Below are 18482 nucleotides of genomic sequence, written 5' to 3'. Positions count from 1 at the left end.
CCGGAGTGTCGAGGGGCATCGCTCCCATCAGGCGATCAGCTGTAGGCCTTCGCGATGAGGGGGCCAGCTTGCTCATCTGAAAGAACTGGGGTGACCTCCCAGTCAAGGCACTCGGCCCACTCCGCGGCATGCTCGTAACAGGCATCGGCGTTGTCTGCCTCCACGAGGATCCAGCCTTCAACAGAGCCAGGTGCATGCCAACGCTTCCAAGACATGCACTCGGGGAAAGGCGCACCCGTTGCCAGGAACTTCTTGGCAGCTATTTCGTGGTAGCCGGTCTTGAAAGACCAGTGCATCAAAAAGGTCATGAAAGGTGTTGAAGCTAACCAACATTCCCACGGGCCATACAGCTTGTCTGTGAGAGCGAACACGGAGGGATGGAACGCTACAAGCCCTTCCCTCAATCGTCATCAGCAGTCGTCTTGCATCCAGCGTCATGCGCGGTTACATGGGAGCCAAGCAGCCAGATGGCGGAATGACGGAGCTTCTCAAGCGTCAGATTGACCGCCTGGAAACCACCATTGACCTTTCGACGGACTGGCTTGAAATTCAATACCTGATGGTTGAGCTCGATCAGCTCAAGGCTCTGTATGAGGAGGCGGAATCAGATGCTGCTTAAGCGGATTTTGACCTCAGCCTCAGAGCACAACCCCATCGGGTTCAGCAACACATCAGGCCAGCTTGTTCGGCGTTATTGATCCAACCCTGCCAGCGTGGGTAATAACTGACGTTCCATGGCATGAATAACGAACAGCAGGCGGAACTTGAACGCCTCGAGCGTGTGCTTGCGGTGGCCAAGCGGAACGGGAACGAGCTGTTCATTCAGAACATCCAACGGGAGATCAGCGCCGTTCAGCGGGGTGAACACTCCCCCCTCATTGAGGAATACCTCACAGAGGAAGAACGGACATCAAGGGGCGTCGACAACCAGACCGAGATCTGATCAGATCGCATGCTCCCGGGTCCACGCGAGATCAAGACCAGGCTTCAGGCAACGGACAGGCACGCCACCTCAACAATCGATCGTTCAGGCCCTCAAGACAATGCGCCTTAATGCTGATGACTTTGTGCTCTGCAGGCACAAAACTATGGGCATCGAGATCGGAGGAGCCCATGACGGACGACACTCCACCCCAGCAGACCGAAGAAGCAGACTGACTTTCTGGCCCCTGCTCCAACAGTCTCAACAATGACCTGGGTTGGTCCTTTGGTGGGCACGCAATGGTCCGCCACGCCAATCGACGCTCCACTTGCACCGTCTCAGGTGCCCTCGGAGAAAACGACCCAACACCTCGAGCCCATGGCCCCAGGGCGCCTCGAGCCAGACGCTTCGACCCTTTCTTTCCCTAGCTGAAGTGATGGGTTGAACGATGCACAAACGAGCGAGTTAGGCCGTCTTTCCACCGGGAAGGGCGGCCTTCCTCTTTGGCTGATCACCCATGAAACAGGTGCAACCCGATCTCATCTCGGGCTCACGTTTAAACAGTTAAGGGAAGAGCCATACAGACAAGCATCAAGCGTCTGCATCCTCCACATCGGCCCCAGAACCAACACCTTCAGCCACAGGATCCTGCCCAGGCCGCCAACCACTCTCCCAGATTTCACGCGTCTTAAGGTTCAACTCGTCGCGCGAAAGTCCCCATAGCGTGAGACATTTCTGCAGATCATCACGAATATCTTCAGCGCCAGGAAAATCCGCATATCGCGAAAATAACGCGGCAATCGTTGTCAACTGCTGCGGGCCTGGTTCGCCCTCGTGACCCAACACAGCATCGATCTGGTCGCGATCGATGGCGTAAAGCGGATGGGTTTGCTGCATATCGTCGGTCATCCACCGATCATGCCTGAACAGGGCAGCCAGAGCAGCAGATTAGTCGAGCTCCCAGCACTCAGACCCACGACTGGTGAGCAGGCAGACAACGTGCTTTTCCTCGCTGATCAGGCGATACGTGTGCCCATCAGCATCACTACGGGCACGGGCATGCCAGAAGGCATTGTCTTTGGAAGCGTGTTCGGCGCGATTGGACCAGCCGTCAACTGTTAGCTCTTGTACCGCAAACATGCGCCGGACTCGTAATGAACAAATGCTCGAGGGGCACGCGCTCTCTGTGCGGGATCAACAGAAACTCGTTGGGATCGCTTGATCAGCTGTTGTAATCAGCGCAAAGCCGAGATTTTGTCGACACTTGAACCAACTTCCTCAATCGAAAGACGCTCAGCTGTGGCGTCATTTTGAAGACGAAAGAGAAAGCCATTTACCCAAGCTGTCTCTTTATTGTTGACCTCATGGCCACGGTCGACGAATCCGGGCTGCTGCTGGAACAGATGCAAAAGAATGGTCAGAACGTCCTGCGGCGAAAGATTGTCAGGGTCAATCGATGGCAGTTGATCCCTTACATCCAGATACGACATTGATCCGGTGGTCGCAACATCAAAGGCCACTGTCGACTTGCAGACACGATCAGTCCATCCAAACAAAAAGCCCCACCGAAGTGGGGCTTCATCCCTTGAATGAAACAGGGGTCAGAGCCAATTGGCACGCATTGCCTCGTAGGTCACTCCTCGGTATTTCAACTGAGTGGGAGCAACCTTCTCTTTCGCCAGCTTGACGGGAGAGAGATGTGCAGAGGTGTAGTCGCCGGATTCAGATCCGCGAGCCAGGACCTTTTTGGAGCTGTTGCGGAGCTGCACGCGCAGCTCACGCTCCTTCAGAAGCTGAAGAGCATTCATGGTGTTCCTCGTAGAAAGCTCAGGCCCCGTTCCATGCCCTGAGTCGAACTGCGCTTCGCCATGTAGCGAAGTGAACGTTTGTAGCAGTTGCTACAAAAAAAATATAGAGCACCCAAGCCCGGTTGCGCTGTTCATCCCGTTACAGCCAGAGGAAATTAAATCAAGTTCAACCGCAAAAGCTGTGCCAATGTGAGCGAGTTGTGGTCGTCTTCGTTGGTGGTTCTCAATTCAAGGTTGAAAAAAAGCGCTGATTGCTCCTGAACAAAAGGGCCTGCATGCCACGTTCCCGGATGCAGCTTGAAGGCTTCACCGGCCTTAAACTTGACCAGAACGATCGAGGATGCGGGGGGCGGACAGCCGGAATCCGTGGAAGGGGCCATGGCCATCCACCAGGGCTGTGCATCGGCAGATCCCAGACACTGACTCACGCGACGGTGCCGCGTCATCGACTTGAGCACAGGAGGCCGGCGGCGGATCCGCATCACGTAAAAGCGCGGTTGACCATCTACAGCGAAGTACAGATCTGCGTCCGCTGAACCGAACAATGCAGGATCGTTCTGCGGACGCAACAGGGTGCCACAGCGCTCCAACCAGAGCGAGTCCGATGCAATCGGCGTCAGGCTCTGGGTTTCCTCATGATCCATCACGTCAGGATATGAAAACCAGGCCATGCACCCGTGCAACAAATGGTGCCTTGGGCCACTGAAGGCAAGGTCGGAACTCCCTATCACCTGAAAAAGGTGAACCGATCATGCTGACCACATCGACACGCTTGAAACTGCAAAACATCTGCAGCCGCCTGGCTCAGGGTGAGTTCGTGTCACTCCAGGAACGCGTCTACCTTCAAAAATTTGCCGAACGCGATCGCAGCGTGAGCACGTGGGTGAGCAGAGCGCAACGTTTTCAACGGGAAGGCACACAACAAGGCCTCGACGGCTTGATGGCCGATCTCGACTTAGGGCGACGTTATCCAGACGACCCGGAGCATCCAGAAGATGATCTCGGCGACTGGTTCAGCAATGCTTCGCCTTGGCTGCGTCGCGACTGACGCGCCTTAGCTGGGATCGTCGAGGGGGCCGAAATGGTTGACGGCAACAGCCTGCAACGTCTTCAACGATTCCAGAACAGCCAGGCGTTGCTGAGCTTGAGCAAGCATCGGCTTGCCATGGGGGACGCATGATTCGATCAGAGATGCCGCCTCAGAGGCTTCAGCCTTCACCCAGCTCGTGCATCGCTCCAAGCGGGTGGTGAGATCACCATCACGCAATGCGCCCGAGTAGTTCGGCCCCGCGAAAACCTCGAGAAGTGTCGCCAGTGCGTCCCTGGCCTGTTCTCGGTTCACCGACATAGACCTTGTGGAATACGGGTCCACACTGGCAGCCCAGGCACAAAAAGCCGCCACAAATGGGCGGCCGGGTGATGGGGATATCCACAGCTTACCCGAACGATCCAGTGATTGCAGGCCTTTTGAAGAAACGGCGACAACACGGACTGCCAAAGTTTTCCACCTTCCTGTGGAAAAGCTGCAGCCAAGCGGTGTTTTGTGAAATTCAATCCACCACATCTGGTGGATCAGCTGCACAAACTTGACGAGAAGCACTACACTTATTGAAAAGCCGGGTGATGGGGATTACTTGGCTTATTCCTCCGTTCAACGGAGGTTTTTTATGACTTCTTCATGACAAGTCAGTCCTGTCTGCAGAGCTCACATGGCCAAGGAGCATGTCCATGTAGAGGAGGTAAGCCACATCTGCACAACTTTGTTCACGGATCTGACTCATCTCAGTGAACTGGAGACTGCTTCAGGGTCTGACCCAGGCCAGTGAAATCAAAAAAACAACTTTGTCAGACAAGAGTCAGACCCACGCCATAGGCTCCGTGCAGCAACACAAGATCTCGACCAGATGCGTGCCCTGAACCGATTGCTGCTGCTAGCGATTGCTCTGAGCATGCTCCCGTCTGCAGCAAGCACTCTGGAGCTAGGTCCTTGTGAACCTGCCAAAGCGGTGAAGATCATCGACACCAGCCTGGGCAAAGGAAATACGCTTCAGCAAGCCATGCAGATGATGATTCAAGCGAACGTCTTCGACGGATCCAAAGCGTGCATCACCTTCATCCGCGAGACCTCGATGACCCTGCGGGATTCATACCCAAGAGCCTTTAAGTCGCTTTGGTTGAACTAGGCATTCGCTAGATCCAGTTGATGTCGGTTTGGCGGAGAACCCGGCCATAAGCCAACAGCGCACGAGCAAACCCGACATCATCAACTCAGGATCACGGCGCATCATGCAAACCCCACGACGGATCAACGATCCCGCAAGTAGTCTCGCCGTCGTGGTTGCCGTCATTCTCAGCGCGCTGTTGTTGTTGGGGCAGGCTCTGTTTATCGTTCCGGCCGGCAAAGTTGCCGTGCTCACCACCTTGGGCAAGGTGAGCGGAGGATCAAGACTCCCCGGCCTCAATCTCAAGATTCCGTTCATTCAATCGGTGTATCCCTTTGATGTGCGCACCCAGGTCAAACCGGAGGAATTCGCCACCCTCACAAAGGACCTCCAGGTGATCGAAGCCACCGCAACCGTGAAATACGCCGTTCGCCCCAACGAAGCCGGACGGATCTACAGGACGATTGCCGGCAACGACCGCGAGATCTACCCCCGCATCATTCAGCCGTCTTTGCTGAAAGCCCTAAAGTCGGTTTTCTCCCAGTACGAGCTCGTCACCATTGCCACCGAATGGAACGACATCTCCTCCCTGGTGGAGCGCACTGTCGCCGAAGAACTCGACAAATTTGATTACGTGGAAGTGCGCGGTCTTGACCTCACGGGCTTGCAGATCGCTGAGGAATATCGCGCTGCCATTGAACAGAAACAGATCGCAGAGCAGCAACTGCTCCGCGCCCAGACCGAAGTAAAAATCGCTGAGCAGGAAGCCCTGCGCTACGACACCCTCAACCGGAGCCTTGACGATCAGGTCCTCTACAAGCTTTTCCTCGACAAATGGGATGGGCAAACGGAGGTGGTGCCGGCCCTTCCGGGCAGCAACGCGAGCACACCTCCAGTAATTGTGGGGCGACGCAGCTGAACCAACGCCAGCCGTGGTTGTTGATTAACAATCGCTTTTCGAAGACAAAGATCGTCACGAAGAACTGCACCGCAGTTACGACGCTGAAACACGGCTGAACGAATCATTCATCCTTCTGACGGTTGGCGCCAGCGTGGGTCAAGTCGCCGAAAACAATGCTGTAATTATCGGTGCCATGGTTGTGGCGCCGTGAATCTTGCCGCTGCGTGTGGCGATGTTCGCGATCCTGATCGAGCAGGCCAGGCTGTTGTCACGATCACTGATCACCCTTGTCGTCGGAGCAGGGATCACCTTGATCCTGTCGATCGGATTGGGCCTAATCGCACGCAGTCAGGGATTGCTTGTGGTCGAGGACTTGCCAGAACAGATCGTCGCCCGACTTGAGCCCAACATGTTTGATTCAGGCATCGCCCTGGCGGCAGGTGATATCGCGACCTACGCCAAGCTCAACCCCAGTGCCGTGAGTTCAATGGTCGGCACGGAGATTGCCGTGGCCTCGCTTCCACACTGCTGAATCGACGTAAAGCGTTGCTGAGGGGTTGGCAGCCTCCACATCGCACTGAGTTGTGCAGAGAGAACCTCAGATGGCTCCTCGCTATTGATGGTTGATTGGAGCTCAATTCTGAAAGCACAACAAAAAGCCCCCTCCGAGGAGGGGGCTTTCCGATTCAGTTGATCTGAATCGTTTGTTGATTCCAGATCAACCGATGGCAGGAGCCTGCAGAGCCACAGGAGTGGACTCAGCAGCAGCCAGGTCGAGGGGGAAGTTGTGAGCGTTGCGCTCGTGCATCACTTCCATGCCGAGGCCGGCACGGTTCAGCACATCAGCCCAGGTGTTCAGGACGCGGCCCTGACCATCAAGGATGGACTGGTTGAAGTTGAAGCCGTTCAGGTTGAAGGCCATGGTTGACACGCCGAGGGCGGTGAACCAGATGCCGACAACAGGCCAAGCAGCCAGGAAGAAGTGAAGGCTACGGCTGTTGTTGAAGGAGGCGTATTGGAAGATCAGGCGACCGAAGTAACCGTGGGCAGCCACGATGTTGTAGGTCTCTTCCTCTTGGCCGAACTTGTAGCCGTAGTTCTGGGACTCGCTCTCGGTGGTTTCACGCACCAGGGAGGAGGTCACCAGGGAGCCGTGCATGGCGGAGAACAGGCTGCCGCCGAAAACACCTGCGACGCCCAGCATGTGGAAGGGGTGCATCAGGATGTTGTGCTCGGCCTGGAACACCAACATGTAGTTGAAGGTGCCAGAGATGCCCAGGGGCATTGCGTCAGAGAAGGAACCCTGACCGAAGGGGTAAACCAGGAAGACAGCAGAAGCTGCAGCGACAGGTGCGCTGTAGGCAACGCAGATCCAGGGGCGCATGCCCAGGCGGTAGGAAAGTTCCCACTCACGACCCATGTAGGCGTAGATGCCGATGAGGAAGTGGAAAACAACCAGCTGGAAGGGGCCGCCGTTGTACAGCCACTCATCGAGGGAAGCAGCTTCCCAGATGGGGTAGAAGTGCAGGCCGATGGCGTTGCTGGAAGGAACAACAGCACCAGAGATGATGTTGTTGCCGTAGATCAGGGAGCCAGCGACGGGCTCGCGGATGCCATCGATGTCGACCGGGGGAGCGGCGACGAAAGCGATGACGAAGCAGATGGTGGCAGCCAGCAGTGTGGGGATCATCAGCACACCGAACCAACCGACATAGAGACGGTTGTTGGTGGAGGTGACCCACTCACAGAAGGCCTGCCAGCTGGAAGCGCCGGAGCGCTGCTGGAGGGTGGTGGTCATGAGAACGGAAAGAAATGTTCCCGAAGGAACGGTTTAAGGAAGGGCAGGAGAGCCCTGCCTGATCGGGATTGTAAAGGAAGTTTGCGCTGTGTGTCCACAGATTGCGAAACCAACGCTCAGGAGCCCCAGGCATGAAGAGCGACGCTTTCGAAAGACTTAAGATTCATGAGACTCACGAAGGCGCTTTTGGTTCTGATCCGCTGGATGCAAGCCGGCCACCGCTTGGAGGAAACCGTTCCTCTGACCCAGGCCCGCCACAGGCGACTGGAGCTGGAGGCTCAAGGTGCAACCGTCTATTGGAGTGAACGTCTGGCCCAGGGCCAGTTCTGCTGAGAGGCTGGGGCCAATCAGGACAGGCCCATGAAGCGTTTGATTCCTCTGATTTGTCTTGGGCTGACGTCGGTTGGTCTCACCAGCTGTGGACTGGTGACCTCAAGCGGCGACAAACCAAACGCAAGCGCTTCTATCGAACAGCTGGAACAACGCATCAACCAGCTGGAGCAGGAACTGCAACACCTCAAGTCTCCCGGCGGCGATGCAGACAGCAAGACCCCGGCCGGCCCTCTGCGATCCCTCACCCTGCGGATCGGCACCGAGGACGACCGATTGCGGATGTACTGGGCCAATGGTCAGACCAGCAATCTGATCTGCTCTCAAGAAGGTAAAGGTGTATGGGCCTGCGGTTAAGCCGCAGAGAGCAGCTGCTGCAAGGCCGGCAGCCAGGTGGGATCCACGGGCAACACCTCCCGGCGCGTGAGGGAGAAAGCAATGCTTTTCTCTGCGTAAGCCGCTTCATTCACAAACACCGGAATCTCCCCATCAACCCATGCTTGACCACGATCGGTCCCATCCGCAGCACGAAACATGGCCTGGGTTGAGCTGATGTCCTGCCAATCGCGGCCCTGCAGTTCGGGATGCACAAGGGCCTGAGGCTCTCCGTTCTCCGCCTTTGGAAGATCCCTACTCCCCAAGTGACGGTGAACCACCAGAGCATCCGGCAGCCGGGCCAACCCCTGATTTGCCTGATCCATCGCCCTCAGGCAGGTTTCCAAGCCAAGACGTGTCTGTTCAACTACCCGAGCATTGAGCAGACCTTGCGGCACAGGGCCCACCTCGATCACCAGGCCGCAGGGCCAGGATTCAACAAGAAAGCCGGTCTGCTGAGCATCGGCTTCGTGCAGATAAATCGGAAGGCCGAGCGCTCCCTGTACCAAAGCCGCGAGGGCCAGATCAGCGGGACGCCTGCCGTACACCACCAGGGAATTGCCCATGGCCGCTGTGGTGCTGTGCAGATCGATGGCCACAGCACAAGGCTGCTCGCCGCTCGGGCCGTGCAACCGCAGGAGTTCCCCTGCACGCTGAAACTCCAAGCCGGGGGCCTCCTGCTCTAACTGTTCCGGGAGGAAGCAGCGGTTGAGGTCACGATCGACGTAACGGCAGCGGCGGCGCAACGCTTCCGGGTTACCGATCACCTTCTGTACCGCCAAACCAGCAACGTCGATCAAATCAGGGTTGGCCTGCCACTGCTGCAGCAACCAAGGGGCATTGACCTCATTGCCGTGGGTGCCGGCCACCACAAGAACGCCACAGCTGCTCATGGACCACAGCGAACCAAGTTCTGACTGAAGCACGAGTCACAGCGAGGATGAAAGCGATCCAAACCGCGCCATGTCGATCCCACCTTTCGTTGTCACGGCCGCCCGTCGCAGTTGGCGATGGCAATGGCAACGGCTCATGGGTGGGCTGGGCCCAGCCGATGCGGCCGGCAATTACACGCGCCCCAACAGCGATCCGCTCACCCGGCCGGCTTTAAACCCCGAAGACCTGCTCCAGCGCAGCGCAGGCCAACGACCAATCCTGGTGATCGGGCGCAGTTGCCCCTGGGCCCATCGCACCTGGCTGGTGCATCGGCTGCGCCATCTGCACAACAGCGTCACCCTCGTGATGGCACAGGCGGATCACAACGCTGGACGCTGGGCCCTCAATCCAGCCTGGGAGGGGTGCGACACGCTGCTGGAGTTGTATCAGCACTGCGGCGCGCCCCCCAGCTACCGGGCCACCGTTCCTGTGCTGGTGGATCCCAAGACGCGCACCCTGCTGGGCAATGACAGTGCACCACTGGTGGACCTGTTGAACCGCTGGCCCCATCAAGACGCGGTTTTAGACCTGGCACCGGCTGAAGCCACCGACAGGATCCATGCCTGGCAGCAGCGACTGCAACCGGCCATCAACGATGGGGTGTACCGCTGCGGTTTCGCCCGCAACCAAGCGGCCTACGACCGCGCTGAAGCCGATCTCTTCGCCGCCCTTGCTGCGGTGGAGAAGAGTCTCGAAACCAATGGTCCATGGCTGTGCGGCACAACACTGACCCTGGCGGACGTGCGGTTGTTCCCCACCTTGATCCGCTGGGAGCTGGTCTATGCGCCCCTGTTCGGCTGCACTCGGCAGCCGCTCTGGCACTACCCACACCTCTGGGCATGGCGACAACGCTTTTACGCCTTGCCGGGCGTGGCGGACACCTGCGACGGCAACGCCTGGCGAAACGACTACTTCGGTGCCTTGTTCCCCCTCAATCCCGGCGGCATCGTTCCAGCCGGTCCTGACCTGAGCACACTGGTTAACAGCACAGCAGCGTCGGGATGACCAGCGCAGATCCAACCTTTGAAGGTGTCTACGGCCCTTACTCCATCACCGCTGCCGATCGCCAGGAGGTGCGTTCCTATCGGATCGCCCTGTTGATCACCGGCCTCAGCCTCGCTGCAGGAGTGCTGCAGTGGTGGCAGACCGATAGCCCCTGGGCATGGCTCTGGGTGCTGCCGATGGCCACGGCCCTGGGCCTGGCACTGCGCTGGATCCACATCTACCTCCGCCCCTTGCACCGCGCCCTTCAACTGTTCTGGCTCAGTGGTTGCATCGGTTGGGGGGCCCTGCTGCTGCAGGCCGGCCCCACCGAAGCGCTCGCCGCCCTCCGGGAACAGCCACTGTGGATCCTGGCCATAGGGCCGCTGTTTGCCGCCTTGGCGGGCATCGGCTTCAAGGAGTTTTTCTGCTTCCAACGGCCCGAAGCCATCGGCCTCACCTTGCTGCTGCCGGCAGCGCTGCTGGGGCATCTGGTGGGCTTGATCAATGGCCCCTTCTGCCTGGCTTTACTGGAAAGTGCAGCGTTGCTGCTGGTGCTGCTGGCCCTGCGCAAATTCGGCATGGAAGCAGCAGCGGATGTGGGCGACAAAAGCGTGTTTGCTTATCTGGACGGTCAACTGCCCGCTGGCACGCCGTGAGTCTGATCAGCCTGGTGGGTGCGGCCAAGGATTTCGGCATCCGCACCCTCTTTTCCGCTCTCGATCTCCACATCGGTGAAGGAGAGCGGCTGGGACTGATCGGTCCCAATGGCGCCGGCAAATCCACCCTGTTGAAGGTGCTTGCGGGGAAAGAACCGCTTGGTGAAGGGGAACGCCGCTGCTCACCCCGGCTTCGGGTGGAGCTGGTGGGTCAGGAGAGCCGGATCACTCCAGGGCTCACGGTGCTGGAGCAGGTGCTGGAGGGCTGTGGTGCCAAACGGGATCTGCTGGTGCGCTTCAGCGCCCTCAGCGACGCCATCGCGAGAGACCCCAGCAATGAAGCACTGATGGCGGAGCTGGGTCAGCTCAGCCAACGGATGGATGAAGAGGACGCCTGGAGCCTGGAGCAGCAATGCCGGGAAGTGCTGCAGAAATTGGGCATCAGCGATCTCCAGCGCCTGGTCGACGACCTCTCCGGCGGATACCGCAAACGGGTGGGTCTGGCGTCAGCCCTGGTGGCCTGCCCCGATGTGCTGCTGCTGGATGAGCCCACCAACCATCTCGACGCCGCTGCCGTGGAATGGCTGCAGAGCTGGCTGGATCGCTATCCCGGTGCTCTGGTGCTGGTCACCCATGACCGCTATGTGCTCGATCGGGTGACGCGGCGGATGGTGGAGGTGGACCGAGGCCAGGCCCGCACCTATCAGGGGAACTACAGCACCTTTCTGCAGCACAAAGCAGAAGAAGAGGCCTCTGAAGCGGCCTCAGCAGCCAAGTTCAAAAGCGTGCTTCGCCGCGAGTTGGCCTGGCTACGCCAGGGCCCCAAGGCGCGCAGTACCAAACAGAAGGCTCGACTGCAACGCATCGAAGCGATGCGCGAGCAGAAACCCAATCAGGCCAAAGCAAAGCTGGAGATGAGCGGCATCAGCCGGCGCATCGGCAAACAGGTGATTGAAGCGGAAGCCGTTGGGGTCACAGCCGATGGCAGCGCGGGCGGTCGCCCACTCCTCGATGGCTTCAGCTACAGCTTCAGCCCTGAAGACCGAATCGGCATCATCGGCCCCAACGGCAGCGGCAAATCCACCCTGCTCGATCTCATCGCCGGACGGCGCGAGCCAACCCAAGGCAGGCTGCTGCTTGGGGAGACCGTTCACATCGGTTATCTGGACCAGCACACCGAAGCCTTCAACGAAGGCAAGGGTCTCGATCGCAAAGTGATCGAGTTCGTGGAAGAAGCCGCCAGCCGGATCGATCTGGGGGGTCAGCAAGTCACCGCATCCCAGCTTCTGGAACGCTTTTTGTTTCCACCGGCCCAGCAGCACAGCCCCTTGGCCAAGCTCTCGGGAGGCGAGCGGCGCCGCCTCACCCTCTGCCGAATGCTGATCCAGGCGCCCAACGTGTTGCTGTTGGACGAACCCACCAACGATCTAGATGTTCAGACCCTCAGCGTTCTGGAGGATTTTCTTGAGGACTTCCGAGGTTGCGTGATCGTTGTTTCCCACGACCGTTACTTCCTGGATCGCACGGTTGATCGTCTGTTCTGTTTCGACCAAGGACGGCTCAATCGGTTTGAAGGGAACTACAGCGCGTTTCTGGAGCAGCAACGCCAGGAGGAACGCAGCCAAAGCCAGGCGAGCAAACCCTCCATACCAAAACCAGAGCGCAGCGGCCAGACCAAGCGCGATGGTCTGCGGCGTCGCAACTTCAAGGAAAACGAGGAGCTTGCGGCGCTTGATCAACAGCTGCCTGAACTGGAGCTGAAGAAAGAGGAGCTGGAACAGCAGATGACCCAGGAAGGCGCTGACATGGCCAAGCTGAGTCTCGATCTGGCTGAGCTCATCACCCGCATTGAACAGGCGGAAGAACGCTGGCTGGAACTCAGCGAATTGGCGCCCTGATCAACGATCTTGAGCCGTTGTTGTAGCCAGGGCTACCACCACTTCAGATCAACGTTGTCGGATGGTCATGGGGTGGGATTCCACCCCTCCAAAACCGATGAATCGCCGTAATGTGCACCCAGGCCACGGTCTGAATTCATGAAGTCCATCGACGAACACATCCAGAAGGATCAATCGGAAATCGAAGCTGCCAAGGCAGCTGGTGACGAGGCCAAGGTTCGTCACCTCACCGATGAGCTGAAGTCGCTGGAGGAATACAAGGAGCACCACCCCGACGACAGCCACGACCCCACCTCGCTCGAGCTGCATTGCGAGGCCAATCCCGATGCAGACGAGTGCCGCGTCTATGACGACTGAGTCAACCTGCGACGGAGATCCAACGAGGGCTCAGTAGTCCTCGTTGTAGTCAGAGGGGCTGCCGGTCAGGCTGCAGACGACAGCCTCCTCTTTACGCATCGCCTTCACTTCAGCGATCGGGCGTCCCATGCGTTGAAGCACAGCAACATCTTCTTTCGTTTGGCACCGGGCAATCACGTCGCCTTTCTTGTCCAGACAGGTGTAAAAGGTCATGTCATGGGAGAGACATTCCCGTTATGGCTCTCCCGTGTTCAGGCCACAAGCATTGGTGTGGCTGATCACATGAAGATTGTCTTGAGCATCAACTCACACCCCGAGCTCGGCCCAGGTTTCGGCCAACAGCTGATCGAGGTTGGTTCCCATGGCGGCTGAAATGCACAGCACAGGACGACCACTCGCCGCTTCGAGGTCTTGCCGCAACGTCGGGAGATCCTCTTCTGTCACCAACTCCTGCTTGTTGATCACCAACAGACGTGGCCGATCAACCAGACCATGGCCATAGGCCTCCAGCTCCTGCTGGACGACGTTCAGGTCAGCCACGGGATCCTCGGATCCTGCGTCCACGAGGTGGATCAGCAGACGGGTGCGTTCGATGTGACGCAGAAAGTCGTGGCCAAGACCAGCGCCCTGGGCGGCCCCCTCAATCAAGCCTGGAATATCCGCGAACACGGTTCCATCTCCACTGGGGCGGCGCACCACACCAAGGTTGGGAACCAAAGTGGTGAAGGGGTAATCGGCAATCTTGGGTCGTGCTGCCGACAGCACGGCGATCAAGGTGCTTTTGCCGGCATTGGGAAGACCAATGATGCCCACCTCAGCCAGCAACTTGAGTTCCAGCTGGAGGGGCCATTCCTCACCCTCACGGCCCTCGGTGAATTTCTCCGGAGCGCGGTTGCGATTGCTCAGGTAATGGGCATTGCCCAAACCACCTCGCCCACCGAAGGCAACAGTGAGACGATCACCCGGGGTGGTGAGGTCGCCGAGAAGAATGCCGGTGCGCAGATGGCGCACCTCCGTGCCGCAAGGCACCTTGATCACCAGGTCTTTCCCTGATGCGCCGGTGCATTTGTTCGGACCACCGCGTCGCCCATCGTCAGCAGCGAACAGGCGTTTGTATTTGAAATCGAGCAGGGTTTGCAGGTTGCTGTCGGCCTCGAGAACCACTGGAGCCCCACACCCGCCGTCACCTCCGGAGGGGCCTCCAGCGGGCACATACTTTTCACGGCGAAATGCAGCGATGCCATCACCGCCGCGCCCGCCTCGGACCGTGATCCGTGCCTGATCGATGAACTGCACGGTGCTGCCGGCTCAATCCAATCCATAACCCTAAGATTCAGCCGCTGCAGCTCTGTCGTTGGCCGGCGTCCGTTTCGAAGACCTCAGCAAGACCTTCCCAGGACGCGGCGGCAGTGATCCCGTTGAGGTGATTCGTCAGTTGGATCTGACGATCAACGATGGCGAGTTTTTGGTGCTAGTCGGTCCCTCGGGGTGCGGGAAAAGCACCTTGCTGCGACTGCTCGCTGGTCTCGACAGCCCCACCAGCGGCGAAATCAAAATCGGTTCCCGGCCCATCAGCGATGTGCCGCCAGCGCGCCGCAACGTCGCCATGGTGTTCCAGAGCTATGCGCTCTACCCGCATCTCAGCGTGCGGGACAACCTCAGTTTTGGACTGCGCAGAAGCCAGGCGAAATCAATAGTCCAGCGCATCCAAGATCAAGCCTTTCAAGCCACGCGCGCCTTACCCAAACCACTGAGGGTGCGGTCGGTCAGAGAAGACCGAATCGAAGCCCGGGTGAACACCATTGCCAGATCTCTTGAACTCACAGAATTGCTGGATCGAAGGCCGAAGGAACTGTCCGGCGGACAGAAACAACGGGTCGCCCTCGGACGCGCCATGGCGCGCAATCCTGAGGTGTTTTTGATGGATGAACCGCTGAGCAATCTCGACGCCAAACTCAGAACGAGCACGCGCCAAAGAATCGTCGAGCTGCAGCGTGAACTGGGAACAACGACGGTTTATGTGACCCACGACCAGGTGGAAGCGATGACCATGGGGAACCGCATCGCTGTGTTGAACCAAGGGCGCCTGCAGCAACTCGGGACCCCCATGGAGTTGTACAGATGGCCCTCCAACATCTTCGTGGCCCAGTTCATTGGCAGCCCAGCGATGAGCCTGTTGCCCGTCACGGTGGGACCCAACGCAACTCTGATTCTGGGGAACAAGCGCATTCAGGTTGAAGGCGCAATGGTCGCGCCTTTACTTCAACGAGAAGGCCAAAACCTCACCGCAGGATTGAGGCCTGAACACTGGCATCTGGCACCGGCAACGAACCGGAACCTCCAAGCCGAGGTGAGCCATTGCGAGCGTCTGGGCAATGAGCAGATCCTCACCTGTCGGCTCCTGGATGGTGATCAACTGATCCAGGTCAGAGGTTCAACGGAGATCAACATCACTGCCGGCGATGCCATCCACCTCGACCCTGACCCCACAGGCTGGCGGTTGTTCGATGCGGATGGTGAAGCGATCCGTTAGCCACTGAAACGGCTGAACCAGCTCAGCGCACCCAAACAACGCTGCAGCCCGGTCCGCCATCCCCCTGCTCGGCATCCGTCACCCGTTCCACGTAGGGCACAGTGTCCAGCCAGGCGCGCAGGCCGCGCTTGAGCTTGCCCGTGCCGATGCCATGGATCACCCAAACCGGACCATCGGCACAGCGCAAGCATTCCTCAACCGCCGCTTCAGCCTCATGCACCCGCATGCCACGCACATCAAGGGTGTTGCGACTGGTGCGCACCTGTGCACCGCCGCCACCGACTGAACGGGCTTGCACCTTCACCACTGGCTTTGGAGGCGGCTCCGGCTTACGCCCATCCAGGCTTTCCACCGCCGCCAGATCCACCGTGGTGCGCATCACCCCACAACGAACCGTCAGCTGAAGGCCGTCATCGGTGATGGCCAACACATCTGCGGCCTTGCCGAGGGCGAGCAAGCGCACGCGATCCCCCACAGACGGACGCCAGCCCGGCTTGGGTGCACGCCGTTCAGGGGTTGGGCGGTGATGGTCTTCCAAGCTGCGTAACCGTTGCCCGGCCTTTCGCGCGGTTTCGCCATCCGCGCGCTCATCACGCAGCCGGCGAATCAGGGTGCGAACCTCCTTCTGGCCCTGACGGATCGACTGCTCCAAGCGTTGACGGCCCTGCTCCTGGCGTTGCGCGGTCTGCTGCTTTTGCTTCTGCCAGCGCTGCAGCAACTCCTCGTGCAGCAGCTCCGTGCGGGCCAGGAGTGCTGCAGCGTCTTCTGCCGCGGCCTGCTGGCGCTGCCGTTGCTCCTCCAAGCCACGGATCACACTGTTCACCTCACCATCACCGCCTGGAGCCAGAAGCTGCTGGGCCTGGTGAAGCACATCCGAATCGAGCCCCAGGCGCGTCGCGATCGCCAGTGCATTGCTGCGTCCCGGAATTCCCCACAGCAATTCATAGGTGGGGGACAAGGTCTCAGGATTGAAGGCAACAGAGGCATTCTCAAAACGAGCATCGTCATATTTGAGGGCCTTGAGTTCACCGAAGTGGGTGGTGGCAATCGTGAGCCGAGCCCGATCCGCAAGAGCCTTGAGCAGAGCCGTGGCCAGGGCCGTTCCCTCGCTGGGATCCGTTCCAGCACCCACCTCATCCAGCAGTACCAGGGCAGGAGAACCACCGCGGTGCAGCGCCTCAAGAATGCGCCCGATGCGCTTCACATGGCCACTGAAGGTGGACAAGCTCTGCTGAAGGGATTGCTCATCTCCGATGTCCGCCAGCACCTGGGCACACCAGGGCAGGGAGGGTTGCCCCGAACAGGGCAAAAGCATGCCGGCGCGTGCCATAAGTGCAGCGAGGCCAATGCTTTTCAGGGTGACCGTTTTGCCACCGGTGTTCGGCCCGGTGATCGCCACCACCCGCAGCTCCGGCGACACCTCCAGCGAGATGGGAACCACGGGCGGCCCGTCCGCCCGTTTGTGCTGCCACACCAACAGTGGGTGCCGCAGACCTGAAAAGCGAAACGGAGCCTCCGATGCCGCCTCAAGCTGAGGCTCAACGCCACCAAGCCAGCGGCCATAACGCCCACGGGCCAGTGCAAGATCAAGCGCGCGCAGCACGGCTACCACCTGGTTGAGGACGGACGCCTCTTCAGCCACCAGAGCACTCAGCTCCGCCAACACCTTGCGTTCCTCATCCCTGATGCGGGACTCCAGCTCCACCAGCTTGTTGCCCATGGTGAGCACCGACCGGGGTTCGACAAAGAGGGTGCTGCCTGAGGCCGAACTGTCGTGAACCTGCCCCGGCACCTGGCTCACCGCACCGGCCTTCACAGCCAAAACCGGACGGCCATGACGCTCGGCGATGACACTGTCCTGCAGGGATGGGGCCAGACGCCGCAGCAGCTCCTGAAGTTTGTCGCGACGTTCCTGGCGCAGACCGTTCCATTGATGCCGCAACGCCGACAACGCCGAGCTGGCGCGATCAGCAACGCGGCCGCCCTCTTCGAGCGCAAATTTGAGCCGCTGCTCCAACTCCGGCAGCGTCACCATCGTTTCGATCAACGCGGTGCACACCGGGCGCAGCTCGGGGTCGTCGGTCTGACGGCGCAGGCGACGGGCCGCTGCCAACGTTTCCGCCACGGCCAGCAGCTCTTCACCGGAGGCCACGCCTCCCTTGCTGCAGCGCAGCACAACGGGCTCGAGATTCTGCACACCGCGGAAGCTGAGCCCCCCCTCAGTGAGGTCATCGAGCACCGCCATTTCAACCGTCTCGGCCAGGCGCTGTTTCGACTCCTCCAGGCTGGCGGGCAGCGGTTGAACCCGAGCCGCATCACGACCCATGCCGGTGCTGGCAAAGCCACTGAGATGGTCACAGACCCGATGCCACTCCAGCAGTTCAAGGGTTTCCTGCTGAGCCCGGTCCACCCCTTGACTCAAGTCAGTTGCAGTTGGAGGGGATGCCACCGGGGGGTTCATAAAGCATTTCGAGCCAGTTGCCTTCCGGGTCTTTCAGATAAAAAGACGCCGTGCCGTCGCGGTGGTCATGGACGGCACCAACGTGCACACCCTGCGCTTTGAGACGATCGTGAATCACATCCACCTCCGCACGATCGCGGAAATGGAAGGCGAAATGTGGGCCAGCAGCTTTGTAATCCGGGCCTAACAGGGCGAGTCCATCGCGACCTTCCCCGGCTTCCAGATAGCACCAGTCGTTGGCACGCCAGACCAGACGCATGCCCAGATCGGTGTAGAAGGCAACAGCCCGATCGACGTTCTCAACACGGATCGCAACGTGACCGAGACGATCCACACCCTTGGGTTGATCGGCTGCTGCCATCGG

General features: G+C 59.3%; 26 protein-coding genes. 13 read left to right on the top strand and 13 right to left on the bottom strand.

Annotation, left to right across the window (positions count from 1 at the left end):
- Positions 1-35 precede the first annotated feature (35 nt).
- Complete coding sequence (locus Syncc8109_RS02555) at positions 36-308, bottom strand: DUF3303 domain-containing protein (protein ID WP_006850302.1); 273 nt, start codon at positions 306-308, stop codon at positions 36-38.
- A 128-nt stretch (positions 309-436) separates the two neighbouring features.
- Between Syncc8109_RS02555 and Syncc8109_RS02550 the strand changes: the two genes are divergently transcribed.
- Together Syncc8109_RS02550 and Syncc8109_RS02545 are read left to right on the top strand one after the other, a co-directional pair.
- Positions 437-619, top strand: coding sequence for a hypothetical protein (locus Syncc8109_RS02550; protein WP_006849787.1), 183 nt, complete (start codon positions 437-439; stop codon positions 617-619).
- 120 nt (positions 620-739) lie between these two features.
- Positions 740-943 carry a hypothetical protein gene (locus Syncc8109_RS02545; RefSeq protein ID WP_006850869.1) on the top strand — a complete coding sequence of 68 codons (204 nt, stop codon included), beginning with the start codon at positions 740-742 and terminating at the stop codon, positions 941-943.
- Positions 944-1513: 570 nt separating this feature from the next.
- On the opposite strand, the gene Syncc8109_RS02540 is transcribed toward Syncc8109_RS02545, so the two are convergent.
- The 5 genes from Syncc8109_RS02540 to Syncc8109_RS02520 form a co-directional block, all read right to left on the bottom strand.
- On the bottom strand, positions 1514-1831 hold the full coding sequence (locus tag Syncc8109_RS02540; RefSeq protein WP_006849876.1) for a DUF3288 family protein: 318 nt from the start codon (positions 1829-1831) through the stop codon (positions 1514-1516).
- A gap of 39 nt (positions 1832-1870) precedes the next feature.
- Positions 1871-2062: a hypothetical protein gene (locus Syncc8109_RS11545; protein ID WP_006850529.1), complete on the bottom strand. Its 192-nt coding sequence runs from the start codon at positions 2060-2062 to the stop codon at positions 1871-1873.
- Positions 2063-2157: 95 nt separating this feature from the next.
- On the bottom strand, positions 2158-2442 hold the full coding sequence (locus Syncc8109_RS02530) for a hypothetical protein (RefSeq protein ID WP_006849776.1): 285 nt from the start codon (positions 2440-2442) through the stop codon (positions 2158-2160).
- 81 nt (positions 2443-2523) lie between these two features.
- Entirely contained in the window at positions 2524-2730 is a 207-nt protein-coding gene (locus tag Syncc8109_RS02525) for a hypothetical protein (protein WP_006851644.1), read from the bottom strand.
- Positions 2731-2885: 155 nt separating this feature from the next.
- Complete coding sequence (locus tag Syncc8109_RS02520; protein WP_232202444.1) at positions 2886-3374, bottom strand: hypothetical protein; 489 nt, start codon at positions 3372-3374, stop codon at positions 2886-2888.
- A 107-nt stretch (positions 3375-3481) separates the two neighbouring features.
- Here Syncc8109_RS02520 and Syncc8109_RS02515 point away from each other — a divergent pair, with 107 nt between their 5' ends.
- On the top strand, positions 3482-3778 hold the full coding sequence (locus Syncc8109_RS02515; RefSeq protein ID WP_006852060.1) for a hypothetical protein: 297 nt from the start codon (positions 3482-3484) through the stop codon (positions 3776-3778).
- Between the two features lie 6 nt (positions 3779-3784).
- Here Syncc8109_RS02515 and Syncc8109_RS02510 read toward each other — a convergent pair whose 3' ends face one another.
- Positions 3785-4078, bottom strand: coding sequence for a hypothetical protein (locus tag Syncc8109_RS02510; protein WP_025362105.1), 294 nt, complete (start codon positions 4076-4078; stop codon positions 3785-3787).
- 556 nt (positions 4079-4634) lie between these two features.
- Between Syncc8109_RS02510 and Syncc8109_RS02505 the strand changes: the two genes are divergently transcribed.
- The 3 genes from Syncc8109_RS02505 (at position 4635) to Syncc8109_RS02495 (ending at position 6325) form a co-directional block, all read left to right on the top strand.
- Complete coding sequence (locus Syncc8109_RS02505; protein WP_006850437.1) at positions 4635-4913, top strand: hypothetical protein; 279 nt, start codon at positions 4635-4637, stop codon at positions 4911-4913.
- A 103-nt stretch (positions 4914-5016) separates the two neighbouring features.
- On the top strand, positions 5017-5811 hold the full coding sequence (locus tag Syncc8109_RS02500; protein ID WP_006851674.1) for a prohibitin family protein: 795 nt from the start codon (positions 5017-5019) through the stop codon (positions 5809-5811).
- A gap of 214 nt (positions 5812-6025) precedes the next feature.
- A complete protein-coding gene (locus Syncc8109_RS02495) occupies positions 6026-6325 on the top strand; it encodes a DUF389 domain-containing protein (RefSeq protein WP_232202443.1) in 300 nt (99 codons plus the stop codon).
- A gap of 186 nt (positions 6326-6511) precedes the next feature.
- On the opposite strand, the gene psbA is transcribed toward Syncc8109_RS02495, so the two are convergent.
- Positions 6512-7591: a photosystem II q(b) protein gene (gene psbA / locus Syncc8109_RS02490; protein WP_006850357.1), complete on the bottom strand. Its 1080-nt coding sequence runs from the start codon at positions 7589-7591 to the stop codon at positions 6512-6514.
- 165 nt (positions 7592-7756) lie between these two features.
- Between psbA and Syncc8109_RS12115 the strand changes: the two genes are divergently transcribed.
- Both Syncc8109_RS12115 and Syncc8109_RS02485 read left to right on the top strand, forming a co-directional pair.
- Complete coding sequence (locus tag Syncc8109_RS12115; RefSeq protein WP_156915471.1) at positions 7757-7924, top strand: hypothetical protein; 168 nt, start codon at positions 7757-7759, stop codon at positions 7922-7924.
- A gap of 27 nt (positions 7925-7951) precedes the next feature.
- A complete protein-coding gene (locus tag Syncc8109_RS02485; protein WP_006849691.1) occupies positions 7952-8278 on the top strand; it encodes a hypothetical protein in 327 nt (108 codons plus the stop codon).
- On the opposite strand, the gene Syncc8109_RS02480 is transcribed toward Syncc8109_RS02485, so the two are convergent.
- Complete coding sequence (locus Syncc8109_RS02480) at positions 8275-9189, bottom strand: aspartoacylase (protein ID WP_025362103.1); 915 nt, start codon at positions 9187-9189, stop codon at positions 8275-8277. The genes Syncc8109_RS02485 and Syncc8109_RS02480 overlap by 4 nt on opposite strands.
- Before the next feature lie 70 nt (positions 9190-9259).
- On the opposite strand from Syncc8109_RS02480, the gene Syncc8109_RS02475 reads away from it, so the two are divergent.
- The 4 genes from Syncc8109_RS02475 (at position 9260) to Syncc8109_RS02460 (ending at position 13124) form a co-directional block, all read left to right on the top strand.
- Complete coding sequence (locus Syncc8109_RS02475; RefSeq protein WP_006850523.1) at positions 9260-10234, top strand: glutathione S-transferase C-terminal domain-containing protein; 975 nt, start codon at positions 9260-9262, stop codon at positions 10232-10234.
- Positions 10231-10869: a DUF2301 domain-containing membrane protein gene (locus tag Syncc8109_RS02470; RefSeq protein WP_006851369.1), complete on the top strand. Its 639-nt coding sequence runs from the start codon at positions 10231-10233 to the stop codon at positions 10867-10869. The genes Syncc8109_RS02475 and Syncc8109_RS02470 overlap by 4 nt, the downstream gene beginning before the upstream one ends.
- Complete coding sequence (locus Syncc8109_RS02465) at positions 10866-12767, top strand: ABC-F family ATP-binding cassette domain-containing protein (protein ID WP_006850971.1); 1902 nt, start codon at positions 10866-10868, stop codon at positions 12765-12767. Before Syncc8109_RS02470 ends, Syncc8109_RS02465 begins: the two co-directional genes overlap by 4 nt.
- Before the next feature lie 138 nt (positions 12768-12905).
- Positions 12906-13124: a CP12 domain-containing protein gene (locus tag Syncc8109_RS02460; RefSeq protein WP_006849912.1), complete on the top strand. Its 219-nt coding sequence runs from the start codon at positions 12906-12908 to the stop codon at positions 13122-13124.
- Positions 13125-13154: 30 nt separating this feature from the next.
- Here Syncc8109_RS02460 and Syncc8109_RS02455 read toward each other — a convergent pair whose 3' ends face one another.
- Together Syncc8109_RS02455 and cgtA are read right to left on the bottom strand one after the other, a co-directional pair.
- On the bottom strand, positions 13155-13337 hold the full coding sequence (locus tag Syncc8109_RS02455; protein WP_006851127.1) for a hypothetical protein: 183 nt from the start codon (positions 13335-13337) through the stop codon (positions 13155-13157).
- A gap of 93 nt (positions 13338-13430) precedes the next feature.
- Entirely contained in the window at positions 13431-14420 is a 990-nt protein-coding gene (gene cgtA, locus Syncc8109_RS02450; RefSeq protein ID WP_006851324.1) for an Obg family GTPase CgtA, read from the bottom strand.
- Positions 14421-14478: 58 nt separating this feature from the next.
- On the opposite strand from cgtA, the gene Syncc8109_RS02445 reads away from it, so the two are divergent.
- On the top strand, positions 14479-15657 hold the full coding sequence (locus tag Syncc8109_RS02445; protein WP_006849782.1) for an ABC transporter ATP-binding protein: 1179 nt from the start codon (positions 14479-14481) through the stop codon (positions 15655-15657).
- Positions 15658-15679: 22 nt separating this feature from the next.
- Here Syncc8109_RS02445 and Syncc8109_RS02440 read toward each other — a convergent pair whose 3' ends face one another.
- Both Syncc8109_RS02440 and Syncc8109_RS02435 read right to left on the bottom strand, forming a co-directional pair.
- The gene (locus tag Syncc8109_RS02440; protein WP_232202442.1) at positions 15680-18118 is read right to left on the bottom strand and encodes an endonuclease MutS2; all 2439 of its coding nucleotides are present in this window, start codon (positions 18116-18118) and stop codon (positions 15680-15682) included.
- Positions 18081-18479, bottom strand: a complete 399-nt coding sequence (locus tag Syncc8109_RS02435) for a VOC family protein (protein WP_006850248.1) — start codon at positions 18477-18479, stop codon at positions 18081-18083. The genes Syncc8109_RS02440 and Syncc8109_RS02435 overlap by 38 nt, the downstream gene beginning before the upstream one ends.
- Positions 18480-18482: the final 3 nt, after the last annotated feature.

Origin of the sequence: Synechococcus sp. WH 8109, assembly GCF_000161795.2 — a bacterium.
Lineage (GTDB): Bacteria > Cyanobacteriota > Cyanobacteriia > PCC-6307 > Cyanobiaceae > Parasynechococcus.
The sequence above is the reverse complement of the archived record's forward strand: the minus strand, read 5'-3'. Positions and strand labels throughout refer to the sequence as shown.